At 61.4% G+C, this 21832-nt stretch carries 22 protein-coding genes and 1 other RNA gene; 15 read left to right on the top strand and 8 right to left on the bottom strand.

The features are described from left to right. Positions 1-5: 5 nt before the first annotated feature. From AB7M32_RS13805 to AB7M32_RS13750, 12 genes are all read left to right on the top strand, one after another. Entirely contained in the window at positions 6-191 is a 186-nt protein-coding gene (locus AB7M32_RS13805; RefSeq protein WP_003183474.1) for a CcoQ/FixQ family Cbb3-type cytochrome c oxidase assembly chaperone, read from the top strand. Then, positions 188-1171: a cytochrome-c oxidase, cbb3-type subunit III gene (ccoP, locus tag AB7M32_RS13800; RefSeq protein WP_454250215.1), complete on the top strand. Its 984-nt coding sequence runs from the start codon at positions 188-190 to the stop codon at positions 1169-1171. The genes AB7M32_RS13805 and ccoP overlap by 4 nt, the downstream gene beginning before the upstream one ends. 149 nt (positions 1172-1320) lie before the next feature. Then, a complete protein-coding gene (locus tag AB7M32_RS13795) occupies positions 1321-1575 on the top strand; it encodes a type II toxin-antitoxin system Phd/YefM family antitoxin (RefSeq protein ID WP_060738429.1) in 255 nt (84 codons plus the stop codon). After that, positions 1575-1997: a PIN domain-containing protein gene (locus AB7M32_RS13790; RefSeq protein WP_454250214.1), complete on the top strand. Its 423-nt coding sequence runs from the start codon at positions 1575-1577 to the stop codon at positions 1995-1997. The genes AB7M32_RS13795 and AB7M32_RS13790 overlap by 1 nt, the downstream gene beginning before the upstream one ends. A 205-nt stretch (positions 1998-2202) precedes the next feature. Further along, positions 2203-3618 (top strand): cytochrome c oxidase accessory protein CcoG, encoded by a 1416-nt coding sequence (gene ccoG / locus AB7M32_RS13785; protein ID WP_454250213.1) that lies wholly within the window; start codon positions 2203-2205, stop codon positions 3616-3618. A gap of 11 nt (positions 3619-3629) precedes the next feature. Continuing rightward, positions 3630-4169: a FixH family protein gene (locus AB7M32_RS13780; RefSeq protein ID WP_072408031.1), complete on the top strand. Its 540-nt coding sequence runs from the start codon at positions 3630-3632 to the stop codon at positions 4167-4169. A gap of 161 nt (positions 4170-4330) precedes the next feature. Then, on the top strand, positions 4331-6781 hold the full coding sequence (locus AB7M32_RS13775; RefSeq protein WP_454250212.1) for a heavy metal translocating P-type ATPase: 2451 nt from the start codon (positions 4331-4333) through the stop codon (positions 6779-6781). Between the two features lie 24 nt (positions 6782-6805). Beyond that, a complete protein-coding gene (gene ccoS, locus AB7M32_RS13770) occupies positions 6806-7024 on the top strand; it encodes a cbb3-type cytochrome oxidase assembly protein CcoS (protein WP_092326950.1) in 219 nt (72 codons plus the stop codon). Next, positions 7017-7700, top strand: coding sequence for a sulfite exporter TauE/SafE family protein (locus tag AB7M32_RS13765; RefSeq protein ID WP_072407868.1), 684 nt, complete (start codon positions 7017-7019; stop codon positions 7698-7700). Before ccoS ends, AB7M32_RS13765 begins: the two co-directional genes overlap by 8 nt. A 220-nt stretch (positions 7701-7920) precedes the next feature. After that, positions 7921-9303 carry an oxygen-independent coproporphyrinogen III oxidase gene (hemN, locus tag AB7M32_RS13760; RefSeq protein WP_454250211.1) on the top strand — a complete coding sequence of 461 codons (1383 nt, stop codon included), beginning with the start codon at positions 7921-7923 and terminating at the stop codon, positions 9301-9303. Positions 9304-9397: 94 nt separating this feature from the next. Beyond that, positions 9398-10132: a fumarate/nitrate reduction transcriptional regulator Fnr gene (gene fnr / locus AB7M32_RS13755; RefSeq protein ID WP_072407872.1), complete on the top strand. Its 735-nt coding sequence runs from the start codon at positions 9398-9400 to the stop codon at positions 10130-10132. Positions 10133-10208: 76 nt separating this feature from the next. Then, positions 10209-10757, top strand: coding sequence for an adenine phosphoribosyltransferase (locus AB7M32_RS13750; RefSeq protein ID WP_003183509.1), 549 nt, complete (start codon positions 10209-10211; stop codon positions 10755-10757). A gap of 125 nt (positions 10758-10882) precedes the next feature. Here AB7M32_RS13750 and recR read toward each other — a convergent pair whose 3' ends face one another. The 4 genes from recR to dnaX form a co-directional block, all read right to left on the bottom strand. After that, positions 10883-11485, bottom strand: a complete 603-nt coding sequence (gene recR, locus AB7M32_RS13745; protein ID WP_072408033.1) for a recombination mediator RecR — start codon at positions 11483-11485, stop codon at positions 10883-10885. 66 nt (positions 11486-11551) lie between these two features. Then, positions 11552-12586 carry an NADP-dependent oxidoreductase gene (locus AB7M32_RS13740; protein ID WP_072407874.1) on the bottom strand — a complete coding sequence of 345 codons (1035 nt, stop codon included), beginning with the start codon at positions 12584-12586 and terminating at the stop codon, positions 11552-11554. Positions 12587-12874: 288 nt separating this feature from the next. Beyond that, positions 12875-13213 carry a YbaB/EbfC family nucleoid-associated protein gene (locus tag AB7M32_RS13735; protein ID WP_003183512.1) on the bottom strand — a complete coding sequence of 113 codons (339 nt, stop codon included), beginning with the start codon at positions 13211-13213 and terminating at the stop codon, positions 12875-12877. 64 nt (positions 13214-13277) lie between these two features. Next, the gene (gene dnaX / locus AB7M32_RS13730) at positions 13278-15329 is read right to left on the bottom strand and encodes a DNA polymerase III subunit gamma/tau (protein WP_454250210.1); all 2052 of its coding nucleotides are present in this window, start codon (positions 15327-15329) and stop codon (positions 13278-13280) included. 142 nt (positions 15330-15471) lie between these two features. Between dnaX and AB7M32_RS13725 the strand changes: the two genes are divergently transcribed. Beyond that, positions 15472-16242 (top strand): substrate-binding periplasmic protein, encoded by a 771-nt coding sequence (locus AB7M32_RS13725; RefSeq protein ID WP_454250209.1) that lies wholly within the window; start codon positions 15472-15474, stop codon positions 16240-16242. Here the strand turns inward: AB7M32_RS13725 and AB7M32_RS13720 are convergent. After that, positions 16188-17936 (bottom strand): putative bifunctional diguanylate cyclase/phosphodiesterase, encoded by a 1749-nt coding sequence (locus AB7M32_RS13720; RefSeq protein ID WP_454250208.1) that lies wholly within the window; start codon positions 17934-17936, stop codon positions 16188-16190. The genes AB7M32_RS13725 and AB7M32_RS13720 overlap by 55 nt on opposite strands. A gap of 338 nt (positions 17937-18274) precedes the next feature. On the opposite strand from AB7M32_RS13720, the gene AB7M32_RS13715 reads away from it, so the two are divergent. Together AB7M32_RS13715 and AB7M32_RS13710 are read left to right on the top strand one after the other, a co-directional pair. Then, on the top strand, positions 18275-18589 hold the full coding sequence (locus AB7M32_RS13715) for a helix-turn-helix domain-containing protein (RefSeq protein ID WP_053120652.1): 315 nt from the start codon (positions 18275-18277) through the stop codon (positions 18587-18589). Between the two features lie 199 nt (positions 18590-18788). After that, a complete protein-coding gene (locus AB7M32_RS13710) occupies positions 18789-19295 on the top strand; it encodes a DUF4823 domain-containing protein (RefSeq protein WP_454250207.1) in 507 nt (168 codons plus the stop codon). Positions 19296-19476: 181 nt separating this feature from the next. Here the strand turns inward: AB7M32_RS13710 and ffs are convergent. The 3 genes from ffs to AB7M32_RS13695 form a co-directional block, all read right to left on the bottom strand. After that, positions 19477-19573: signal recognition particle sRNA small type (gene ffs, locus AB7M32_RS13705), an RNA gene on the bottom strand. Positions 19574-19947: 374 nt separating this feature from the next. Continuing rightward, positions 19948-20298, bottom strand: a complete 351-nt coding sequence (locus AB7M32_RS13700) for a hypothetical protein (RefSeq protein WP_146139220.1) — start codon at positions 20296-20298, stop codon at positions 19948-19950. A gap of 166 nt (positions 20299-20464) precedes the next feature. Continuing rightward, positions 20465-21625 carry a zinc-binding metallopeptidase family protein gene (locus AB7M32_RS13695; RefSeq protein WP_454250206.1) on the bottom strand — a complete coding sequence of 387 codons (1161 nt, stop codon included), beginning with the start codon at positions 21623-21625 and terminating at the stop codon, positions 20465-20467. Positions 21626-21832: the final 207 nt, after the last annotated feature.

Raw genomic sequence — 21832 nt, 5'->3', positions numbered from 1 at the left:
TCTGGATGGATATCGGGATGATTCGTGGCCTGGGCACCGTCGTCGTGATGGTGGCCTTTATCGGCCTGGCCTTGTGGGTGTTCAGCCCCAAGCGCAAGTCGGAGTTTGACGACGCGACCTTGCTGCCGTTCGCGGATGATCCCGAGGCCATCAAGCACGTCGAGCAAGCTTCTAGGAGTAACAAAGAATGACTACGTTCTGGAGTCTGTACGTCACAGTCCTCAGTCTGGGTACGATCTTCGCCCTGACCTGGCTGCTGCTGTCGACCCGCAAGGGCCAGCGCAGCGAAGCCACCGAAGAGACGGTTGGCCACTCCTTCGACGGGATCGAAGAGTACGACAACCCGCTGCCGAAATGGTGGTTCATGTTGTTCGTGGGCACCATCGTGTTCGCCCTCGGTTACCTGGTGCTCTACCCTGGCCTGGGCAACTGGAAAGGCCTGCTGCCAGGCTATAACTACCTGGACAATGAAAAGCAGACCGCCTTCGCCAACGGCCAGACCGGCTGGACAGGCGTTCACGAGTGGGAAAAGGAAATGGCTCGCTCGGACGCCAAGTTCGGTCCGATCTTCGCCAAGTTCGCCTCCATGCCGATCGAAGAAGTCGCCAAGGACCCGCAAGCCCTGAAGATGGGTGGCCGCCTGTTCGCCTCCAACTGCTCGGTCTGCCACGGTTCCGACGCCAAGGGCGCCTATGGCTTCCCCAACCTGACCGATGCCGACTGGCGCTGGGGCGGTGAGCCGGAAACCATCAAGACCACCATCATGGGCGGCCGTCACGCCGTGATGCCGGGCTGGGCTGCCGTGGTGGGCGAACAAGGCGTGGCCGACGTGGCCTCCTACCTGGTGACCGGCCTGCACGGTCGCAAACTGCCGGAAGGCGCCAAGGCCGACCCGGCCAACGGCCAGAAACTGTTCGCGGCCAACTGCGTGGCCTGCCACGGTCCTGCCGGCAAGGGCACGCCCGCCATGGGCGCACCTGACCTGACGCATCCGGCCGGTTTCATCTACGGTTCGAGCTTCGCCCAACTGCAGCAGACCATCCGCTACGGTCGCCAGGGCCAGATGCCGGCCCAGGCCGACCTGCAAGGCAACGACAAGGTCCACCTGCTGGCCGCCTATGTCTACAGCCTGTCTCACGGCGAAAAGGCACCTGCGGCTGACGCCCAGTAAAGCCAACGCCTGATGCACCAAAGGCCCCGTCAACCAACATTGACGGGGCCTTTTTGTTTGCCGGTGCGACAGGACGAAATTGTTTTATCTTGCCCGCAAACAGCCGTGGTAGTAACGTGCCTACATTCAGTTCTATCGAGGACGCCGCCATGTCCATCACCACTATTTCCAGCCGCGAATTCAACCACGACACAAGTGGTGCCAAAAAAGCCACCCGCCAGGGGCCGGTCATCATTACCGACCGTGGCAAGCCGGCCCATGTGCTGCTAAGCATTGAGGAGTACCAGAAACTGACCGGCATCGGCACCAGCATCGTCGAGTTGCTGGTCATGCCCGACACGCCGGATATTGATTTCGATACCGAACGTGCCGTCATCTCTCCTCGACCGGTGGACCTGTCCTGATGTACCTGCTCGACACTAACGTCATCTCGGAACTGCGCAAGCCTCAAGCCGATAAGAACGTACAGGCCTGGGCGCGTGGCGTGCCCGCCCCCAGCCTTTACCTTTCGGCGATTACCGTATTGGAATTGGAAACCGGCGTGTTGCGCTTCGAACGCAAGGACCCGGTGCAAGGCAGCCACCTGCGTGCATGGCTGGACAACCATGTCATGCCCGCATTCGCCGGAAGAATCCTGGCGGTCGACCGCGCCGTCGCGCTGCGCTGTGCTCGCCTGCACGTTCCGGATCGCAGCAATGAATGCGATGCACTGATTGCTGCCACTGCGTTGGTCCACGGACTGACCGTAGTCACCCGCAACGTGAGTGATTTCCAGAGCAGCGGCGTGGCGGTGCTCAACCCATGGTCATCCCGTCCACCCGCTTGAGACGGCAGCTCCTACAATAGTCAATTGATCTGGGTCATGACTTGTTACATCCGCTACACCATTCTGGGCAGACGCCCAACGCGACCAAAGGTCGCACCCTTGAGCCAGAGCGACAGGCGTATCATTGCGCCACTGCAATACCCTTTCTGACCGTGGTCGGCACGTACTGACCCCGGCACTTTTCCACTGCCGTGGGATGCAATTGATGAGCAACCAGATTCCGGTACATGACGTTACCCCGCCTGCCAAGGACGCGAACAAAAGCGTCGACCTGTATGCCTCTCGGGAAAAAATCTACACCCGCGCCTTCACCGGTCTGTTCCGTAACCTGCGGATGCTGGGCGGAGCGTTCTTGTTCCTGCTGTATTTCGGTACGGTCTGGTTGAACTGGGGCGGCCACCAGGCCGTCTGGTGGAACCTGCCGGAACGCAAGTTCTTCATTTTCGGTGCGACGTTCTGGCCCCAGGATTTCATCCTGCTGTCGGGGATGCTGATCATTGCGGCATTTGGCCTGTTCTTCATCACGGTCTATGCCGGACGGGTGTGGTGCGGCTACACCTGCCCACAAAGCGTGTGGACCTGGATCTTCATGTGGTGCGAAAAAGTCACTGAAGGCGATCGCAACCAGCGCATCAAGCTCGACAAGGCCCCCATGGGCGCCAACAAATTCCTGCGCAAGTTCGCCAAGCACAGCCTGTGGCTGCTGATCGGCTTCGCCACAGGCGTGACCTTCGTCGGTTACTTCACGCCGATCCGCGAACTGGTGTTCGAGTTCTTTACCGGCCAGGCCGATGGCTGGTCGTATTTCTGGATCGGCTTCTTCACCCTCGCCACCTATGGCAACGCCGGCTGGCTGCGTGAGCAGGTGTGCATCTACATGTGCCCTTACGCGCGCTTCCAAAGCGTGATGTTCGACAAGGACACCTTGATCGTGTCCTACGACCCGCGTCGTGGCGAAAGCCGTGGCCCGCGCAAGAAAGGTGTGGACTACAAGGCCCTGGGCCTTGGGGACTGCATCGACTGCACCATGTGCGTCCAGGTCTGCCCGACCGGCATCGACATTCGCGACGGCTTGCAGGTCGAGTGCATTGGCTGCGCAGCCTGCATCGACGCCTGCGACAGCATCATGGATAAGATGGACTACCCGCGCGGCCTGATCAGCTACACCACCGAACACAACCTCTCGGGGCAGAAAACCCATAAACTGCGCCCACGCCTGATCGGTTACGCCTTGGTGCTGCTGACCATGATCAGCTTGCTGGCGGCGGCATTCTTCATGCGTTCGCTGGTGGGGTTCGACGTCAGCAAGGACCGCGTGCTGTACCGCGAAAACGCCGAAGGCCGGATCGAGAACGTCTACAGCCTGAAGATCATGAACAAGGACCAACGCGACCATACGTACGTCCTGGAAGCCTCAGGCCTGCCCGACCTCAAGCTGCAAGGCCGGCGGGAAATCAAGGTCGCGGCCGGCGAGATCTATAGCCAGCCGGTTGAACTATCCAGCGCACCGGAGCAACTGCCATCGAGCACCAACGAGGTGACCTTCACCCTCAAGGACGCCGATGACGAAAGCGTACATGTCGAAGCCAAGAGCCGGTTCATCGGCCCACAAACTCGTTGAGAGAAATGAACATGCCTGCAGCAACCGCCACCAGCCCTTGGTACAAGCACCTCTGGCCGTGGATCATCATCGCGATCCTGAGCTGTTCGGTGACACTGAGCCTGACGATGGTGACCATTGCAGTGAAGAACCCGGACAACCTGGTCAACGACAACTATTACGAAGCCGGCAAGGGCATCAACCGCTCGCTGGAGCGCGAACTGCTGGCCCAGACCCTGCAACTGCATGCCAACGTGCAACTGGATGACGTGACCGGCGAAGTGAACCTGCGCCTGAACGGCAACAGTCGCCCCCAGACCGTGGAACTGAGCCTGATCTCGCCGACCCAGCCGGAGAAGGACCGCAAAATCGTCCTGACCCGCAACGATAGCGAACCGGGGCGCTATGTCGGCCAGTTGACGGACAAGGTCGAAGGCCGGCGCTTTGTCGAATTGCTGGGGGTGGAGAACGACAAGACCTGGCGCCTGTTCGAAGAAGAACAGATCAACCACGACCAGGCCATCCTGCTCGGTGATGAACCGCTGCAAGGCGCTGAAGACCTGAAAAAATAAGCTGCTCACAGCCCTGTAGGAGCTGCCGAAGGCTGCGATCTTTTGATTTTTGGTCTTTCGCTTGAGACTCAAGTGCCAAGGGAAAGATCGCAGCCTTCGGCAGTCCCTACAGTTCGTGTACCCCTTGCAAGCCCACTATGCCAGGCCTTCATGCCACAACCATGACCACTCCACAGCCCTGCTACCACTGCGCCCTGCCCGTCCCCCCTGGCAGTCGCTTCACCGCCGTTGTCCTCGGTGAAACCCGCGAGCTGTGCTGCCCGGGCTGCCAGGCGGTGGCCGAGGCCATTGTCGCCGGTGGCCTGGAAAGCTATTACCTGCATCGCAGTGAAGCGTCGGCCAATCCCGAGACCCTGCCCGTCCAGTTGATCGACGAACTGGCGCTGTACGATCGCCCTGACGTGCAGCAGTCGTTCGTGCGTCATGAGGGCGAATTGGCCGAAACCACTCTGTTGATGGAAGGCATCAGTTGCGCCGCCTGCGGCTGGTTGATCGAAAAACAGCTGCGCAGCCTACCGGCCGTGGCCGAGGCGCGGTTGAACCTGTCCAATCATCGCCTGCACGTGCGCTGGGCCGACGCCCAGTTGCCGCTGAGCACGCTGCTCGCCGAGTTGCGCCAGATCGGCTACGTCGCCCACCCGTACCAGGCCGACCAGGCGTGCGAGCAACTCGCCGCGCAAAACCGCCTGGCCCTGCGCCAATTGGGCGTGGCCGGGTTGCTGTGGTTTCAGGCGATGATGGCGACCATGGCCACCTGGCCGGAATTCAACATCGACCTGAGCCCGGAGATGCACACCATCCTGCGCTGGGTCGCCTTGTTTCTCACCACGCCCATCGTGTTCTACAGCTGCACGCCGTTCTTCAAAGGTGCCATGCGCGACCTGCGCACCCGCCACCTGACCATGGACGTTTCGGTGTCCCTGGCCATTGGCAGCGCCTACATTGCCGGGATCTGGACATCGATCACTGGCGTTGGCGAGTTGTACTTCGATGCCGTGGGCATGTTCGCCCTTTTCCTGCTGGCCGGCCGTTACCTGGAGCGCCGGGCCCGGGAGCGCACGGCCGCCGCCACCGCCCAGCTGGTCAATCTGTTACCGGCCTCGTGCCTGCGCCTGGCGGACGATGGCCAGAGCGAACGCATCCTGCTCAGCGAATTGCGCACCGGTGACCGGGTGCTGGTGCATCCCGGGGCGGTCCTGCCGGCTGACGGCAGAATCCTCGAGGGGCAGTCCAGCATCGACGAATCCCTGCTGACCGGTGAATACCTGCCCCAACCTCGGCAGGTGGGCGATGCGGTCACCGCAGGCACACTGAACGTCGAAGGCGCCTTGACCGTCGAGGTGCTGGCCCTCGGGCAAGACACCCGGTTGTCGGCCATCGTTCGCCTGCTGGAACGGGCCCAGGCCGAGAAACCGCGATTGGCGGAGATCGCCGATCACGCCGCCCAGTGGTTCCTGCTGTTCTCCCTGGTCGCGGCGGCGGCCATCGGCCTGTTGTGGTGGCAACTGGATGCCTCGCGGGCCTTCTGGATCGTCCTGGCGATGCTGGTCGCCACTTGCCCCTGTGCATTGTCCCTCGCCACGCCGACCGCCCTCACCGCAGCCACCGGCACCTTGCACAAACTTGGCCTGCTGCTCACGCGCGGCCATGTACTGGAGGGCCTGAACCAGATCGACACGGTCATTTTCGACAAGACCGGCACCCTCACCGAAGGCCGCCTGGCGTTGCGCGCCATTCGGCCACTGGCGGCCCTCGACAGCGATCACTGCCTGGGCTTGGCGGCGGCCCTAGAAAACCGCTCGGAACATCCCATCGCCCGTGCTTTTGGCCGCGCGCCAATGGCCGCTGAGCAGGTGCAAAGCACCCCGGGGCTGGGGCTGGAAGGCCTCGTGGCCGAACGACGCCTGCGCATCGGCCAGCCCGGTTTTGTCTGCGAACTGAGTGGCGCCGCCATACCGCAGATGCCGGACGAAGCCGGGCAATGGCTGTTGCTGGGCGATGAGCTCGGGCCGCTGGCCTGGTTCGTCCTCGATGACCGCTTGCGCGCCGACGCCCCGGCCCTGCTGGCGGCCTGCAGGGCGCGGGGCTGGCGAACGCTGCTGCTGTCGGGCGACAGTTCGCCGATGGTTGCCAGCGTCGCCGCCGAACTGGGCATCGACGAGGCCCGGGGCGGCCTGCGCCCGGACGACAAACTGGCGGTGTTGCAGCAATTGCACCAACAGGGCCGCAAGGTGCTGATGCTCGGCGATGGCGTGAACGACGTGCCCGTGCTGGCGGCGGCGGACATCAGTGTCGCCATGGGCTCGGCCACCGATCTGGCCAAGACCAGCGCCGACGCCGTGCTGCTGTCCAACCGCCTCGACGCCCTGATCCACGCCTTCGACCTGGCTCGACGCACTCGCCGGGTGATCGTCGAGAACCTGGTGTGGGCAGGACTGTACAATGGCCTCATGTTGCCGTTCGCCGCCCTCGGCTGGATTACACCGGTGTGGGCCGCGATCGGCATGTCCATCAGTTCGTTGACCGTGGTGTTGAATGCCCTGAGGCTGACGCGTCAGCCCAGGGCGCAGGTTTTCACCGCCACGCCCGATACCCGCCCGCTGCCGGCCTGAGCCGCGCGGGCATGGAGTTCCAACATGCCAGCTCTTTACGTGATGATCCCGGCCGCGCTGCTGATCGTGGCCATCGCCGTGTACATTTTCTTCTGGGCCGTGGACAGCGGACAGTACGACGACCTCGACGGTCCGGCCCATAGCATCCTGTTCGACGATCAGGATCCGAACCACAAGGCGGCGGTGGACGAAGCCAGTGGCGAGGTCCGCAAGCCGGACGACAAGGCCCCACCCCATGCTTGACCTGGCGCCACTGCTGGTTTCAGCCGTTATCCTTGGCCTATTGGGCGGCGGCCATTGCCTGGGCATGTGCGGCGGCCTGATGGGCGCCCTGACCCTGGCGATTCCCAAGGAACAGCGCAGCCGGCGCTTTCGGTTGCTGCTGGCGTACAACCTGGGGCGAATCCTGAGCTATGCCACCGCCGGGCTGCTGATCGGCCTGGCCGGTTGGGCCGTGTCCAACAGTCCAGCAGCGATGATCATGCGGGTGCTGGCCGGCTTGCTGTTGATTGCCATGGGCCTGTACCTGGCGGGCTGGTGGAGCGGCCTGACCCGCATTGAAAGTGTGGGGCGTGGCTTGTGGCGGCACATCCAACCCGTCGCCAACCGCTTGCTGCCGGTGTCGAGCCTGCCCCGGGCCTTACTGCTGGGTGCCCTATGGGGCTGGCTGCCGTGCGGGTTGGTCTACAGCACCCTGCTATGGTCCGCCAGCCAGGGCAATGCCCTGGACAGCGCCCTGCTGATGCTCGCCTTCGGCCTGGGCACCTGGCCGGTGTTGCTCGCCACTGGCCTGGCCGCCGAGCGTATCACCGCCCTGCTGCGTAAACGCAGCGTGCGCATGGCCGGTGGGCTGTTGGTGATTGTTTTCGGGATCTGGACACTGCCGGGGCCGCATCAACATTGGCTCATGGGCCACTGAATGTGGGAGCCGAGCTTGCTCGCGATGGCGGTGGTTCAGCTGACATCCGCGTTGGATGTGCCGCCGCTATCGCGAGCAAGCTCGGCTCCCACAGGTCATGTATCGTCTTCAAAAGCCTTGCACACCCTTCTGCGCAGCGAGCCTGTTGACACAAATCAAGACCACCCCGCACCTCCCCCCCTAGACTCGCCCCATGCCAGCCTACCCGGGGAACACCCGCATGCTCGACGCCATCCGTTGGGATTCAGACCTGATCCGCCACTACGACCTGGCGGGACCACGCTACACCTCGTACCCGACTGCGGCGCAGTTCGGCGGCCAGGTGGGCACCTTCGACCTGCTCCATGCCCTGCGTGACAGCCGCAAGGCCCGGCGGCCACTGTCGGTGTATGTACACGTGCCGTTCTGCGCGAACATCTGCTACTACTGCGCCTGCAACAAGGTCATCACCAAGGATCGTGGCCGCGCCCACGCCTATCTGCAACGCCTGGAACAGGAAATCCAGTTGATCGGCTGCCACCTGGACCCGACCCAGCCCGTGGAACAGTTGCACTTTGGCGGCGGCACACCGACGTTCCTCAGCCACGACGAGCTGCGCCAACTGATGGCCACGCTGCGCAAGCACCTCAACCTGCTGGACGAAGACTCCGGCGACTACGGCATCGAGATCGATCCCCGGGAAGCCGACTGGTCGACCATGGGGCTATTGCGTGAACTGGGGTTCAATCGGGTCAGCATCGGCCTGCAAGACCTTGACCCAGCGGTGCAGCGTGCCGTCAATCGCCCGCAAAGCCTGGAAGAAACCCGCGCTGTGGTCGAGGCCGCCCGAACCTTGCAATTCCGGTCGATCAACATTGACCTGATCTACGGACTGCCCAAGCAGACTCCGGACAACTTCGCCCGCACCGTCGAGGAGGTCATCCGCCTGCAACCGGACCGGCTCTCGGTGTTCAATTACGCCCACTTGCCGGAACGCTTCATGCCCCAGCGACGCATCAACAGCCAGGACTTGCCGAACCCGGAGCAGAAACTGGCGATGCTGCAGGGCACCATCGAACAACTGACCGCCGCCGGCTACCGCTACGTCGGCATGGACCACTTCGCCCTGCCCGACGACGAGCTGGCCATCGCCCAGGAAGAGGCCACGTTACAGCGCAACTTCCAGGGCTACACCACCCATGGCCATTGCGACCTGATCGGCCTCGGCGTATCGGCCATCAGCCAGGTCGGCGACCTGTACTGCCAGAACAGCAGCGACCTGAACCATTACCAGAACACCCTCGCCGACGGGCAGCTGGCAACCAGTCGCGGCTGGGTATGCAACGCCGACGACCGACTGCGGCGTGCGGTAATCCAGCAATTGATTTGTCATTTCAACCTGGTCTTCGCCGAGATCGAGCAAACCTTCAATATCGATTTTGGCGGATATTTTGCGCCGTTATGGCCGCAATTGCGGGCCATGGCCTCGGACGGTCTGATCGAGTTCGACAACACGCACATCAAAGTCCTGCCCGCCGGGCGCCTGCTGGTGCGATCCGTGTGCATGGTCTTCGATGCCTATCTGGAGCAGCACAACCGGCAGCGCTTCTCTCGGGTTATCTGAGCGCGACAATTTGACGACGAAACCGCACTGGCCGGAGTGTCTACGCTGGGGTACCCTTACGGCTTATGTGTGTTTTCCCACAAGGATTGAAGAAATGTCCGAGCCAGTCAAACTGCGCGCCCACAACCAGGCCCACTGCAAGGATTGCAGCCTGGCTCCCCTGTGCCTGCCACTTTCATTGAATCTGGAGGACATGGAGGCGCTGGACGAAATCGTTAAACGGGGCCGTCCGTTGAAAAAAGGTGAATTCCTGTTTCGCCAGGGTGACACCTTCGATTCCGTCTACGCGGTGCGCTCGGGCGCCTTGAAAACCTTTAACTTGAGCGATGGCGGCGAAGAGCAGCTCACCGGTTTCCACCTGCCCAGCGAACTGGTGGGCCTGTCCGGCATGGACACCGAGAGCCATCCAGTCTCGGCCCAGGCGCTGGAAACCACCTCGGTGTGCGAAATCCCCTTCGACCGCCTGGATGAGTTGGCCATACAATTGCCGCAACTGCGTCGTCAGTTGATGCGGGTCATGAGCCGGGAAATCCGTGACGATCAGCAGATGATGCTGCTGCTTTCGAAAAAAACCGCCGACGAGCGCATCGCCACGTTCCTGGTCAACCTCTCGGCACGCTTCCGCGCCCGCGGGTTCTCGGCCAACCAGTTCCGCCTGAGCATGTCGCGCAACGAAATCGGCAATTACCTGGGCCTGGCGGTGGAAACCGTGTCCCGGGTGTTCACCCGTTTCCAGCAGAACGAATTGATTGCCGCCGAAGGCAAGGAAATTCACATCCTCGACCCGATCCAGCTCTGCGCCCTGGCCGGCGGCTCGATCGACGGTTGATGAACCAGCGCGGCTGAGGGATTTTCCTCGCCGCGCTATACTGCCGCGTTTGCAGCCCTGCCAGGACACCTCCACGATGGTCTTTGACTCCTTCGACATCAAATCCCTGATCCGCCCCGTGATCGATTTCCCCAAGCCCGGCGTGATCTTTCGCGACATTACCCCACTGTTCCAATCCCCGACTGCCCTGCGCCTGGTCATGGACAGTTTCGCCCACCGCTATGTCGAGGCCGAGTTCACTCACATTGGCGCGATGGATGCCCGCGGTTTCCTGATCGGTTCGATCCTGGCCTATCAGTTGAATAAACCGCTGGTCTTGTTCCGCAAGCAAGGGAAGCTGCCGGCCGATGTACTGGCCGAGGGGTACCAGACCGAATACGGCGAAGCCTTCCTTGAAGTGCATGCCGACAGCCTGTGCGAGGGGGATTCGGTGGTGATGTTCGATGACCTGATCGCCACTGGTGGCACGCTGATCGCCGCCGCCAACCTGATCCGCCGCATGGGCGCCAAGGTCCACGAGGCCGCAGCGATCATTGACTTGCCGGAACTGCTCGGCTCCCAACGCCTGGAAGACATGGGGATCCCGACGTTCTGCCTGACGCAGTTCTCCCTCAGCGAAAAATAATGGGCAGGCAACCATCGAGCCTGTGGGAGCGAGCTTGCTCGCGATGGCGGTTTATCAGTCGCAGGGATATTGACTGATCCACCGCTATCGCGAGCAAGCTCGCTCCCACAGGGTATGGGTAGCTGTTACAAGGCGATCGGCTTGCGCCCCGCGAACGAATGCGCCAGCGTCCCGCCATCAACCAGCTCCAGCTCGCCGCCCAAAGGCACGCCGTGGGCGATGCGGGAGGCGACCAGGCCTTTGTTGTTCAGCAGTTGGGCGATGTAATGGGCGGTGGCTTCGCCTTCGACCGTCGGGTTGGTGGCGAGGATGACTTCCGTGAACGTGCCCGCTTCTTCGATCCGCGCGACCAACTGTGGAATGCCGATGGCTTCCGGCCCCAAGCCGTCGAGCGGGGACAAATGGCCCTTGAGCACGAAATAACGGCCACGAAAACCGGTCTGCTCTACCGCATACACATCCATCGGCCCCTCCACTACGCAGAGCAAGGTGTCGTCCCGACGCGGGTCGGCACATTGCGGGCAGAGGTCGTCTTCGGTGAGGGTGCGGCATAAACGGCAATGCCCTACACCTTCCATGGCCTGGCTCAAGGCCTGGGCCAGGCGCGAACCGCCGCTGCGATCACGCTCGAGCAATTGCAACGCCATGCGCTGGGCAGTTTTCTGACCCACACCCGGCAACGTTCGCAGGGCATCGATCAGTTGGCGAATCAAAGGGCTGAAGCTCATGGAGGAAATGTCCGACATAACAACGAGACGCGGTTTATACCCGCGCCTCCGATTAGCGTCAAATACTCAATCCTGCGCGACCCGCACCACCAACTTGCCGAAGTTGCGCCCTTCCAGCAGGCCGATGAACGCCTGCGGCGCATTTTCCAAACCATCGACCACGTCTTCACGGAACTTGATCTTGCCATCGCGCACCCAAGGGGCCATGGCACTGATGAACTCAGGCTGACGGTCACCGTAGTCGTCGAACACAATAAACCCTTGGATCCGCACGCGCTTGGTCAGCAAGGTACGCTGCAGCTGCGGCAAGCGATCCGGACCGCTCGGTGCTTGATGATCGTTGTAGGAGGCGATCAGGCCACAGAGCGGGATCCTCGCCTTGGCGTTGAGCAACGGCACGACGGCATCGAAGACCTTGCCGCCGACGTTTTCGTAATAGATATCGATGCCCTTGTCACAAGCCTGCGCCAGTTCCTCGGCAAAATTGGCGCTCTTGTGATCGACACAGGCATCAAAGCCCAGCTCATCGACCACGTATTTGCATTTCTCGCTGCCGCCCGCGACCCCGACGACACGCAGGCCCTTGATCTTCGCCACCTGGCCGACCACCGAGCCCACGGCACCCGAGGCGGCCGCGACCACCAGGGTTTCCCCGGTCTTGGGCTGGCCGATGTCCATCAGCCCCATGTAAGCGGTCATACCCGGCATGCCCAATACACCCAAGGCCATCGACGGGCTAGGCAGCCCGGACGGGATGGGCATCACGTTGCGCCCATCGCTGATGCTGTGGCTCTGCCAACCCGTGGCGCCCACCACCAGATCACCTTCCTGGAATTTCGGGTGCATGGAACGCTCTACACGGCTGACAGCGCCGCCGGTCATCACCTCGTCGATTTCCACCGGCGCGGCGTAGGAAGGTGCGTCGCTCATTCGCCCACGCATGTAGGGGTCCAGGGACAGGAACAATGTCTTGAGCAGGATCTGACCCTCCTGCAGGTCAGGCAGCGTTACCTGTTCAAGGCGGAAATTGTCCGGGGTCGGGGCGCCATGGGGGCGAGAGGCCAGGACGATACGTTGGCTGGTGGTCGATGCTTGTGACATGGAAGCGTCTCCTTGATCGTTGAGTGGCACGTATAGGGAGCAGACCATGGCCGAGGGGGCGGCGTTCGATGTTTGTTCGGTTGGACCGCAATGGTCGCATCGCAAGCAAGCTCGCTCCCACATAGGACCTGCGACGCACCTCACAATTGAGGAAGACTTCAATCCAGTGTGGGAGCGAGCTTGCTCGCGATAGCGGCCGGACATCCAACGCTGTATCTGGGCCAGAAATAAAAATGCCAGGCGCGATGCCTGGCATTGGGTGTAGCCCATCCCGACCGGGATGGCGAATCAGAACGGCAGTTTCATGCCCGGTGGCAGTTGCATGCCAGCGGTCATGCCAGACATCTTGTCCTGGCTGTTGGCTTCGATCTTGCGCACCGCGTCATTGACGGCAGCGGCGAACAGGGCTTCGAGCATTTCCTTGTCGTCTTCGCTCAGGCCTTCGACCACGCTTGGGTCGATGCTGACACGCTTGATGTCGTGACGACCGGTCATGACCACGGTCACCATGTCGCCACCGGATTTGCCGGTGACTTCGGCGTTGGCCAGTTCTTCCTGCATCTTGGCCATTTTTTCCTGCATCTGCTGCGCCTGCTTCATCAGGCCGGCCATGCCACCTTTCATCATGGGAATCACCTCGAAAGTACTTGGATAAACAACACGCCCGGCCCATTCGGCCCGGCGCCTTCAGTTATGAGCCCTGGGTGACCGGGGCCTCGACAGGTTCGATAGTATCGTGACGGACCACGGCGCCGAACTGTTGCATCATCTGCTGGATGAATGGATCACCGTGGATCGACTCCTCGGCTTCGCGCTGACGGTCGGCACGGCGGCGGGATGCGGCCTGGGCCGGAGTCTCCTGCTCGGGCTTGATCAGCTCGATGGTCAGCGTCAGGGTGCGCTGATGGTACTGGTTCAGCGCATCGTTGAGGCGACGTTGCTGGGTCGCGTTGAACAGTGCGCTGTGGGCCGGGTCCAGGTGCAGCAGCCAGTGGTCGCCTTCCACGGCCATCAGCGTGCAGTTGGCGGCGATGCTGCCGGTCATGCCGCTGATCGGCAGTTTAGGGAACAGTTCCAGCCATTGCAGGGCCAGCCCAGTGGCCGGCATCGCCGCCGGCTCCGGCTCGGGCTCCGGGGCCGGCTCAGCGGCGTGCTCGCTGGCCAGGTCGTCCAGGTAGCTGTACGCCGAATCCATATCCGGTTCGATGTAATCCTCATCCAGCGGCGGCTCGTCGTCCAGGTCGATGCCCGGCGTAGCGATATAGACGTCGGCCACCGTCGGCTCGGGCACGGGCGCTGCGACCCATTCCGGCGCATCGGGCACCACGCTGTCGGGCGTCGGCAGGGGCATCGGCGGCAACTCAGGCTGCTCGGCGACGGTTTCCAATACGGGCTCGACGACCGGCTGCTGGACCACTTGCGGCTCGACCGGGTCGTTCCAAGGCAGGTCGACGACTTCTTCGGCGACGGGCTCGGGCAGCGCCTCGACGACCGGCTCGGGTTCCGGCTCGGGCGTCGCGACGACAGGCGCCGGCTGGGCTACAGGTGCCACTGCTGCCGGCGCAACGACGGGCGCGGCAGCCACTGGCTTGGCGGAATCAGCTGTGGCCTGGCTGATCCCCACTGGCTTTAGCGTTTGCCTCGGGGCGTCCGCCGTGTCGGCTGGCCGGAACGCCAGCATTCGCAACAGGACCATTTCGAAGCCGCCTCGCGGATCCGGTGCCAAGGGCAGGTCACGACGGCCGATCAGGCCCATCTGGTAATAGAACTGCACGTCTTCGGCCGGCAGCGCCTGGGCCAGGGCCAGTACGCGATCACGGTCGCCATGGCCGTTGTCGACGCCTTCAGGCAGAGCCTGGGCAATGGCGACACGGTGCAGCACGTTGAGGATTTCCGAGAGTACGCCATTCCAGTCCGGCCCCTGCTCGGCCAGGTGACGCACCGCCTCGAGCAGCGCCTTCGCATCGCCTTCGATCAGTGCATGCAAGACGTCATAGACCTGGCCGTGGTCAAGGGTGCCGAGCATGGCTCGAACATCGGCGGCCATGACCTTGCCTTCACCGAAAGCGATAGCCTGGTCGGTCAGGCTCATGGCGTCGCGCATCGAACCATCGGCGGCGCGGCCCAGCAGCCACAACGCATCGTCTTCGAATGGCACGTTCTCGACGCCCAATACGTGGGTCAGGTGCTCGACCACCCGTTCCGGCGTCATGTTTTTCAGGGAGAACTGCAGGCACCGCGACAGAATCGTTGCAGGAAGTTTCTGCGGGTCGGTGGTCGCCAGGATGAACTTGACGTAGGGCGGCGGTTCTTCGAGGGTCTTGAGCAGCGCATTGAAGGAGTGGCTGGAGAGCATGTGCACTTCGTCGATCAGGTAGACCTTGAAGCGCCCACGGCTCGGGGCGTACTGCACGTTGTCGAGCAGTTCGCGGGTGTCTTCGACCTTGGTGCGGCTGGCGGCGTCGATCTCGATCAGGTCGACGAAGCGGCCCTCGTCGATTTCCCGACAGACCGAACACTCGCCACAAGGTGTCGAAGTAATACCGGTTTCACAGTTCAGGCATTTGGCAATGATCCGCGCGATGGTGGTCTTGCCCACGCCCCGGGTACCGGTGAACAGGTAGGCGTGATGCAGCCGCTGGCTGTCCAAGGCATTGATCAGAGCCTTGAGCACATGGGTCTGGCCGACCATTTCGCGGAACGAGCGCGGACGCCATTTACGTGCAAGAACCTGATAACTCATCGAAAACCGTCGCAACGAAGGAACATAAGCGGCTAATGCTAGCGGAGCAGGGGCGAAATTGCATCCGGTGTGCTCGTCTATTGTGACTAAGCTAGGCCAAGGGCCTCGTTGTCGACAGGGTTTTACACAGTCAGGAGAGTTTATGCGCTCAGCCATGGGGGCTTTGCTGTTGTTGAGTACCAGTTGTCTTGCCGAGGAAGGCCCCTTGCGTTTCGCCATTACCGATGGCTGGGCGATGCCCCTGGTGCAGATCGAACGAGGCCGCCCGACCCAGGGCATCATTCCCGACATCATGACCAGCCTGGCTACCCAGATAGGAAAGCCGGCGCAATTCCACGTTCTCTCCCGCGCCCGGCTCGACGGCGCCATGAAACACGGCGAGATCGACTTGCGTTGCTATGTCAGCCCTGACTGGGTGAAGGACAATAGTGATTATCTGTGGAGCATCCCGTTGTTTTTCCAACGTGACCTGCTCGTCGCCACGACCAGCACACCCGCGACGGTAACGCCAACAACGCTATCGCCCCAACCCATCGGCACAGTGCTCGGCTATAGCTATCCGACCTTGCAACCCTTGTTCGACGCCGGTCAACTGCACCGCGACGATGCCCGCAGCCAGGAACAAGTGCTGGCGAAACTGCTGGCCGGGCGTTATCGCTATGGGATCAGTAGCCAATGGGCGCTGGACTGGTTCAATCAACGCCATACCGCTGATCGCCAACTCCATGAGGTGGCTGTCCTGCAGGAACAGCTGTTGAGCTGTTATGTACGCAACGATCCGAACATTCCCGCACAGCGAATTTTGAGGACATTGCTGAACATGAAGACGTCCGGGGAAATCGACGCGATCATCCAGCTCTACACCGGCCGCAGTGAAGCATCGCGCGCCGAGAGCGAGGCGTCCTCGCCCTGATCGCCTGGCCGCTGTTGCCATTGCGACGGCGGGACGAACCCCTGTACCCAGCCGGGCACCTGTTCGGGCGGCATGGGCCGGGCGATGAAATAACCTTGTGCCACCTCGCAGCCCAGGCTCAGCAGCAGTTGGCCATGCTCCAGGCTGTCCAGCCCTTCGGCGACCACCTCGCGGCCAAATGCCCGAGCCAGGCCGATCACCGCCTCGGTCAGCGCCAGGTCGTCGCGGTCATCGAGAATGTCGCGCACGAAGGTCTTGTCGATCTTGATGGTTTGCGTGCGCAGGTGCTTGAGGTCGTTGAGCGAGCAGTGGCCGGTGCCGAAACCGCCCAGGGAAAACCCCACGCCCAGCGCCTGGCATGCCTGGAGGCAGGCGCTGACATGGGCCAGGTTCTCCACGGCGACGGACTCGACAATCTGCAGATCCAACAGCCGTGGCGGCACCGCCGAATGCCGCTCCAACACCTGTCGCAGCCGCTCGACAAAATCCGCCCGCTGGAAATGCCGCGCCGAGATATTGATGCTCACCGGCCAGCCCTGCCCCGCTTGCTGCCACTGTTGCAACTGGGTCAAGACCTGTTCCATGACCCACTCGCCGATCTCGACGATCAGGTCAGTCTCCTCCACCAGGGGCAAGAACTCCCGAGGCGGCACCAGGCCACGTTGCGGATGCTTCCAGCGCAGCAGCGCCTCCAGGCCGACCACGGTGCCATGACGCATATTGACCTTGGGCTGGAAATGCAGCCGCAGTTCGTTATCGGCCAGGGCCTGGCGGACTCGCTCGACCGTCTGGTAAGTGGCCCGTACCTCCTTGTCCCGGGATACATCGAACAAGTGGAAACGATTGCGACCGCTTTGCTTGACCACGTACATCGCCTGGTCGGCGTGACGCAACAAGGTCTCGGCGTCTTCGTTGTCCCACGGGAACAACGTGACGCCAATACTGGCGAAGACCTTGATGTCCTTGCCGTCAATGGCATACGGCAGTGAGACGGCGATCAACACCCGGTTCAACGCGGCATGCAGCTCTTCCATCCCACGCACATGGCGCAGCACCAGCACGAACTCGTCCCCGCCCAGCCGCGCCACCACGTCCTCGCCACGCACAATGCTGCGCAGGCGCCTGGCGACCTCCACCAACAGTCGATCACCGCTGGCGTGACCATAGCCGTCATTGACCGCCTTGAAGCCATCAAGATCGAGCATGCACACCGCCAGGGGCAGGTTTTCCGCTCGGGAAAACTCCAGGGCCTGGTCCAGCAGATCCGACAGGTAAGTACGATTGGGCAGACCGGTCAGCACATCGTGACCGACCCGCCATTGCAACGAATGCAGCAGGCGACGCTTTTCGCTGACGTCGAAGCGAATCGCCAGATAACGCTCGATTTGGCCTGTCTGGTCGTCGACCACCGGCACCAGGGTGGTGTCGACCCAGTGCAGCGTACCGTCCTTGGCCCGGTTGCAGATCTCCCCTTTCCAGACCTGGCCCAGGGCAATGGTGCGCCACATGGCGCTGAAGAACTCGCCAGGGTGCTGGCCGGAATTGAGCAGGCGATGGTTCGCGCCCAGCAGCTCATCGCGCCGGTAACCGAAAAGACTGCAAAATTGATCGTTGACGTAGGTGATGCGCCCGCTCAGATCGGTCTCGGAAAAAATCGCGGCGGCGTCAACAGCCCTGCGGTACTTCTTATCCATCGAAGCAGTCATCCATGAGTCAGGCTCATTTGTCGCGCGCGGTTGCACCGCCTTCAGGACAGGCGAAAATCAACTAGGCTCAAACACTCTGAGAGAAGCTGGAGCGCGGGCCCTGGCGATGCCAAAGGAGAGCTTCAGCCCTTGCCTTGTATCGTGGCAAGAACACAAGGCCCGGCTCCTGCACACACCTCGGCTTCGAAAAGCAGGTCACCAAATACCCGTGCCAAAGGCCGATTCTACGAAACACATCACATTTTGCAAAGCAAGGTGATGGATCACGCGGTTGCCTAATGCGAAAATCTATCGTTAAGTTCTTGATTCTAAATGGGAATTAAGCGATGCAAATTTCAAGTTTGGGTCCGGCCATCAGACGCTACCGCAAAGTAGCGGGGCTTACTCAGGCTGAACTTGGCGAAAAAACCGGTTTTGATCCTAAAACCATCAGCCGCTTCGAAACCGGCACCTACACCCCCAGCGTCGAAGCCTTGTTCCTGCTTGCCAACGTGCTGGATGTGCAGCTGAAGGCCTTTTTTGCCGACATGGCCGATGAGGACGAACAGCGGGCGTACCTGTTCGGTGTCATACACAAAGCCACCCCGAAGGACCTGGGAAAGCTGATCGCAGCGGTCGACCAGGCCTTGTCCAAGCCTTGACGCAGTGAAAGAGAAGCCTGGCCTGTCGATGGGAGACCGGCTGGGCTTCTCTTTGCCCGCTTGCCCAATTCCGAGGGTGACGCAAGACATAATGCCACGTTGACATCGCTTGCCGCGAACCCGGACTATCAACGCGCTGATTCCTGCGTCCCTATGACGCCTACCGACTCGTCGACACAACAAAATCCCAGGGGACTCCGTGCATAAACTTTCGATCATTCTTGTCTCGATACTCGCCACCGGCTGCACCGCCAAATACGCGCAACAAGACGTGTTCCCCAACCCGGGGAAACTTGATCGGCAATTGCCCGTCACCATCGCCATACCGGTCGACGGCCGCTACGAAACGACGCCCTACCCTGCCTCCGGCGATATGACAGCCGCCGCTGTCAAGACGGCCTTCTCTTATTACACCAACCGTGTGACGGTAGTGGGCGCGTGCCGTGAATTGAGCTGCCTGAGACAAAACAGTCCTTCGGGCTACTACGTCATCCCGGAAATCCTGCACTGGGAAGAACGCGCCACGGAATGGTCGGGCCTCCCCGACAAGATTGAAGTGAAGCTCGCTATTTATGGCCCGACTGGCGCACAGCCGCTGGGGTCTGCGATCTTGTCCGGTAAAAGCAAATGGGCGACTTTCGGCGGGGATCATCCACAGGATCTTTTGCAAGAACCGATTGCCGAGTATGTGAAGGCTCAGTACTGACTATAGGATCCGGTCCTGTCGGCGCACAGGACCGGCCTGCTTGTTGACGTTGACGCTCGATTGCCTTGTCCGGCCAAAGCCTGGGCAGCAGAAAGGACCGATCGGTATCGATCAGCAAAACAACAAGAAATTTTGAAGTTGGCAAACCTTGCGAATGAAGGCTTGGGCGTTATGGAGGCAACCCCACCAGCCACACCCCGGCACACAATGTTCCCGCTGTGGCTGCTTCCTTCCGGATCTGACCAGGTTCACGGGTAATCGTTGCGGGGGGACCGATGGGGTCACCATAACGACGCCCGCCTGACGGCGAGCCGCGCCATTGTACCTATCTGACAAGAAGTTACAACCGTTCACGACGGATAAAAACTGAAGGCGCTCAAGCACTTGCTGTGGGAGCAGCGCTCGCTCGCGAGAATGTCGGGGCATTCGGACAGGGGGACGGGCTTGGCCACCGCTTGGCGAGCATGCTCGCTCCCCCAAGCAGGTCCGTGAGGAACACCGCAAGGGTGCCCCTCAAACATTGTCGAGATTAAATCATCGGCAACAGCCAAGTACATACGCTGGTAACCATTGATCACTTTCAGTTTCAATATATAGCGACAAAAGCAATGACGACTCTTAAAAACAGCAGGCGTTCTTGCCTATCTTCCAATCACGACGAAGTATTACAGACAACCACTGGACAGAACGGCCCATACTCGCCGTTCAGGGCCTGAGCCCGAACTTGAACATTGAAAGATACTGGCTGGGTACCCCCACTGACCCTTATTTCATGCCGATACCAGCCGCGCCCGTCTGGTTTTACTGAGGTTGCAGGAACAAACTGCGCCTGCCCATTTGCCGCTGCAGTCACTTTGAACGCATGAGCTGCAACCTGGTCGGGCCGGACGTTATCCGAGATTTGCCAAGCCAATATAATGCTGTATCGACTTTGCCCTGCCTGGGAAAGCCTGCGGGGCGCATTGGGAATTGTCGTCGTTTTATCCATCTCATTGTATTGCATAATATTCTCCCTAATAAAATCAGCCATCATCCATGGCGACTTCAGGGTAAAACAAAGCGTGAATACAAAACCACTTTCAAAACAAATGGCATTACTTTAACCGCCTCGACTTCTTATCGATAATCGACTCTATCTTTGGCGAGCAACATTGATCGCAAGAGCGATGTTATGCCAGCACTTCATCCGCCCGCCCACCCTCTTCCTGAATCACCAGATGGATGAAATGCAGTTTGGTGATCACCGCCGCCGGTACGACGAATGGGTAGAAATCCGGCTGGCCCATGCTGCGGGACAATTCGTTGAGCATGCCGGCCAGTTCGATCCAGGCGTTGACGAACGAGAGGAAAGCCGCACCGCCTGCATGCTCGGCATCGTACAAGGTCTCGGGCGGGAACGGCTGGTAGTCGAAATCCATCTCCCGGGCACTCATGCCGAAGCCCAGGGCCGTGTCCACCGCGTCCATCATGTGCAGGTAATGGGCCCAGGTTTCCGCCCAGTCCTCCCAAGGGTGCATGGTGGCGTAGGCGCTGACGTAGCGGGTTTGCCAATCCAGCGGCGCGCCTTGCTGGTAGTGGCGTTCCAGGGCTTCGGCGTAGCTGGCGCGCTCGTCGCCGAACAACTCGCGAAACGCCTCGAGCCAGTGGCTGTTGGCAATCAGCCGATCCCAGTAGTAATGCCCCACCTCATGACGAAAATGCCCGAGCAAGGTGCGATACGGCTCGCGCATCTGTTGGCGCACGTACTCACGATGGGCATCGTCCGCCTCTTTGATGTCGAGGGTGATCAGCCCGCTGGCATGGCCGGTCATCGGCGATTTGCCGTCGGGGTCGACGCCGATGAAGTCGAAGGCCAGGCCGATGTTTTCGTCGACCGTTTTCGGGATGACCGGCAAGCCAAAGGTAATCAGTTGCGCGACCAGCCGACGCTTGGCGGTCTCGACCTTGCGCCAGCGCTCAGGATTTTCCGGAATCGACAGGTCGGGGATGGTGCGGTTCAGGCTGCAGGCGATGCACAGGGTATCGCGCCCATTCTCCGGCAGTAGCCAATTACAGGCGGCCGGGGTGTCGAGGTTGGCGCAACGGCGGAACAGCCCGGCTTGCGGGTCGGCATCCAGTGTCCAGGTGCCGGGTTGCTCAGCGGGTTGCAAGGACGACAGGCGACTCTGCTCGGGTTGATACCCCAGGGCCGCCAGGCAGGCCAGGCACTGGCTGTTGCGAAAAAACAGGGACTGGCCGCAACGACACGACCACACCTTGCTGTTGCGCGACCGGTCGCCCATGAACGGTGCGGCGATGCGTGAACTCAATTGTTCGAAGAAGCGGTACATGGCGATCTCTCCCTGGAGCCTGCAAGACTAGATCATGCTCCGTGTCGGATCGTTCCCCCGCACTGCGTCACAACACCGAATAAACCGTGGCGAGGGAGCTTGCTCCCGCTGGGTGGCGCAGCCGCCCCAATCGGAACGACTCAACCTATCAGACGGACCGCGTCAGGAGGTTTTACGACGGCTGCGCCGCCGAGCGGGAGCAAGCTC

Source organism: Pseudomonas sp. R151218B TE3479 (assembly GCF_053629195.1).
The sequence above is the reverse complement of the archived record's forward strand: the minus strand, read 5'-3'. Positions and strand labels throughout refer to the sequence as shown.

What these genes read in the sequence shown, in the direction of transcription:
- AB7M32_RS13805 (WP_003183474.1), top strand. Translation starts at nt 6, where the DNA reads ATGGATATCGGGATGATTCGTGGCCTGGGCACCGTCGTCGTGATGGTG.
- ccoP (WP_454250215.1), top strand. Translation starts at nt 188, where the DNA reads ATGACTACGTTCTGGAGTCTGTACGTCACAGTCCTCAGTCTGGGTACG.
- AB7M32_RS13795 (WP_060738429.1), top strand. Translation starts at nt 1,321, where the DNA reads ATGTCCATCACCACTATTTCCAGCCGCGAATTCAACCACGACACAAGT.
- AB7M32_RS13790 (WP_454250214.1), top strand. Translation starts at nt 1,575, where the DNA reads ATGTACCTGCTCGACACTAACGTCATCTCGGAACTGCGCAAGCCTCAA.
- ccoG (WP_454250213.1), top strand. Translation starts at nt 2,203, where the DNA reads ATGAGCAACCAGATTCCGGTACATGACGTTACCCCGCCTGCCAAGGAC.
- AB7M32_RS13780 (WP_072408031.1), top strand. Translation starts at nt 3,630, where the DNA reads ATGCCTGCAGCAACCGCCACCAGCCCTTGGTACAAGCACCTCTGGCCG.
- AB7M32_RS13775 (WP_454250212.1), top strand. Translation starts at nt 4,331, where the DNA reads ATGACCACTCCACAGCCCTGCTACCACTGCGCCCTGCCCGTCCCCCCT.
- ccoS (WP_092326950.1), top strand. Translation starts at nt 6,806, where the DNA reads ATGCCAGCTCTTTACGTGATGATCCCGGCCGCGCTGCTGATCGTGGCC.
- AB7M32_RS13765 (WP_072407868.1), top strand. Translation starts at nt 7,017, where the DNA reads ATGCTTGACCTGGCGCCACTGCTGGTTTCAGCCGTTATCCTTGGCCTA.
- hemN (WP_454250211.1), top strand. Translation starts at nt 7,921, where the DNA reads ATGCTCGACGCCATCCGTTGGGATTCAGACCTGATCCGCCACTACGAC.
- fnr (WP_072407872.1), top strand. Translation starts at nt 9,398, where the DNA reads ATGTCCGAGCCAGTCAAACTGCGCGCCCACAACCAGGCCCACTGCAAG.
- AB7M32_RS13750 (WP_003183509.1), top strand. Translation starts at nt 10,209, where the DNA reads ATGGTCTTTGACTCCTTCGACATCAAATCCCTGATCCGCCCCGTGATC.
- recR (WP_072408033.1), bottom strand. Translation starts at nt 11,485, where the DNA reads ATGAGCTTCAGCCCTTTGATTCGCCAACTGATCGATGCCCTGCGAACG.
- AB7M32_RS13740 (WP_072407874.1), bottom strand. Translation starts at nt 12,586, where the DNA reads ATGTCACAAGCATCGACCACCAGCCAACGTATCGTCCTGGCCTCTCGC.
- AB7M32_RS13735 (WP_003183512.1), bottom strand. Translation starts at nt 13,213, where the DNA reads ATGATGAAAGGTGGCATGGCCGGCCTGATGAAGCAGGCGCAGCAGATG.
- dnaX (WP_454250210.1), bottom strand. Translation starts at nt 15,329, where the DNA reads ATGAGTTATCAGGTTCTTGCACGTAAATGGCGTCCGCGCTCGTTCCGC.
- AB7M32_RS13725 (WP_454250209.1), top strand. Translation starts at nt 15,472, where the DNA reads ATGCGCTCAGCCATGGGGGCTTTGCTGTTGTTGAGTACCAGTTGTCTT.
- AB7M32_RS13720 (WP_454250208.1), bottom strand. Translation starts at nt 17,936, where the DNA reads ATGGATAAGAAGTACCGCAGGGCTGTTGACGCCGCCGCGATTTTTTCC.
- AB7M32_RS13715 (WP_053120652.1), top strand. Translation starts at nt 18,275, where the DNA reads ATGCAAATTTCAAGTTTGGGTCCGGCCATCAGACGCTACCGCAAAGTA.
- AB7M32_RS13700 (WP_146139220.1), bottom strand. Translation starts at nt 20,298, where the DNA reads ATGCAATACAATGAGATGGATAAAACGACGACAATTCCCAATGCGCCC.
- AB7M32_RS13695 (WP_454250206.1), bottom strand. Translation starts at nt 21,625, where the DNA reads ATGTACCGCTTCTTCGAACAATTGAGTTCACGCATCGCCGCACCGTTC.